At 45.1% G+C, this 1940-nt stretch carries 4 protein-coding genes; all 4 read left to right on the forward strand.

Annotated features, from left to right (window positions below):
• Positions 1–74: 74 nt before the first annotated feature.
• Positions 75–524: a hypothetical protein gene (locus ACYPWY_RS16085; RefSeq protein ID WP_459686561.1), complete on the forward strand. Its 450-nt coding sequence runs from the start codon at positions 75–77 to the stop codon at positions 522–524.
• A 48-nt stretch (positions 525–572) separates the two neighbouring features.
• A complete protein-coding gene (locus tag ACYPWY_RS16090) occupies positions 573–1166 on the forward strand; it encodes a hypothetical protein (protein ID WP_459686562.1) in 594 nt (197 codons plus the stop codon).
• Positions 1167–1187: 21 nt separating this feature from the next.
• A complete protein-coding gene (locus tag ACYPWY_RS16095) occupies positions 1188–1541 on the forward strand; it encodes a hypothetical protein (protein ID WP_459686563.1) in 354 nt (117 codons plus the stop codon).
• A 56-nt stretch (positions 1542–1597) separates the two neighbouring features.
• Positions 1598–1940: hypothetical protein (locus ACYPWY_RS16100; RefSeq protein WP_459686564.1), on the forward strand; the 343-nt coding region annotated here is incomplete at its 3' end.

Here is a 1940-nt window from a genome sequence, read left to right on the forward strand (position 1 = left end):
TCGTACCGGTTGGAGTAGCGACAAGAATCTATGTGGAAGAGGGACTTTCATTAACCGATAAACAGTAAGTAAATATGGCAATTATCAATAACGTAGCATACAGCTGGTCGATGATAACGCTTTCCTCGACGGCGCTGGGCATAGACGAAGGCAGCCTGACGCTGGCAGGCGTTTCAGGCATCAAGTGGAGCAAGAAGCGGAAAATAGAATCCAACTACGGCATGGGCGGCAAGCCCGTCAGCCGCGGCTTCGGAAACATTACCTATACGGCATCCATTACCATGGATTACGCCACGCAGCAGATGCTGCGAAGTACCTACGGCTCACTGATGGATATCGGCGAGTTCGACCTGATTATTTCCTTTGCCAACCCGATGGCTTCGGACGACTGGACTACGACTACCGTAACGCTGAAGGGCTGCATATTCGGCGAGGACGGCATGGAATCCAAGCAGGATGATACGGACATTACCCACGAGTTTGACCTGAATCCGTTTGACATTCAAATTGGCGACGGTATGTAAACGTTTACATAAGCGACGGCGATTCTATCTGATTCTAACATTTTTATTATGAGTAATTTAAGAAGCACATTCAGTCCGATTGGCGCAGGCAGCCATTCGGCTTATATAAGGGAAAAGGACGATTATTATGCTACTTTCCCCACAGCCATTGATACGCTTTTGACACACGTTGAGATACCCAAAGACATAAAAATCTGGGAATGCGCCTGCGGGGAAGGACATTTGTCCAAACGACTGATAGAAAAAGGGTATGAAGTCTATTCAAGCGATATAATCAACCGGAACTTCGGGGAAGTTGAGAACTTTTTCGATTGTACGGAAAAGTTGGAAAGCGGTATATGGATATTGACCAATCCGCCCTATAAATACGCGATGGAGTTTGTACTTCATGCCTTGGAATTGTTACAGGAAGGCGATTGCTGCATTATGTTCTTAAAATTGCTCTTTTTGGAAGGACAGGAAAGATACCATAAGTTGTTCCGCCCTTACCCGCCCAAAGCAGTGTATGTGTTTTCCAAGCGGATAAGCTGTGCCAAAAACGGCGAGTTTTTCAGAAAGGAATACCAGTCATCGGCGGTTGCCTATTGCTGGTATGTATGGCAGAAAGGATATAAGGGAAAGCCTGTTATCGAATGGATTTAATTTAAAATACAATTTTACACGATGAAAATAAAGTACATGACATTTCCGAAAGAATTTTCCTACACAGCCATCAATTTGTTTGGCTGTGTGCTGATAAACAAGAACTATCAAAAACTTTTGCAGCTGAATCAGGCTGCCAATAATCGTTTGATACGGCACGAAAGTATTCACACGGCACAGGGCAAGGAATTGCTGTGGATGTTTTTCTATCTGCTATACCTTTTGGAATTTCTTGTCCGCCTGATTCAATACCGGAACCGGAATGCCGCCTACCGGAACATTTCCTTTGAACGCGAAGCCTACCTCAATGACGGGGACGCGGGTTACTTGCGGGACAGGAAACGGTTTGCATTTATCCGGTATATCCGGCTGTAAACCTTTTGATATAAAACATCCTATTCTTGATTGAACAAACTAAAAATAATATTGATATGAGCGAAAAAGCATTGACATTACAGCAGGAAACGGAAATCAGGGAAAAAGCCCTGAAAATCAAGGCGGACAAAAAATTGCGGAAAGTATTTCCCATGGCGGTATTCGGCGACGAGGCAAGCGGAGAAAAAGAGGTTTACGTCGCTTATCTTTCGGAACCGACTTTCCCGCAATTCTCCAAATTTATGGCTGCCTCAAAGAAAGACGAAGTGACCGCCATGCGGACACTGGCAAAGGACTGTTTTCTGGACGGCGACAAGGAATTGGTGGATAATGACTCGCTGTTCCTGTTCGGACTGATGAGCCAGCTTTCCGAAATCATTTCTACTCGTCAAAGCGCAC

The organism is Viscerimonas tarda (genome assembly GCF_054601255.1).

Coding starts and splice junctions, on each gene's coding strand:
- ACYPWY_RS16095 (WP_459686563.1), top strand. CDS start 1,188: ATGAAAATAAAGTACATGACATTTCCGAAAGAATTTTCCTACACAGCC.
- ACYPWY_RS16090 (WP_459686562.1), top strand. CDS start 573: ATGAGTAATTTAAGAAGCACATTCAGTCCGATTGGCGCAGGCAGCCAT.
- ACYPWY_RS16085 (WP_459686561.1), top strand. CDS start 75: ATGGCAATTATCAATAACGTAGCATACAGCTGGTCGATGATAACGCTT.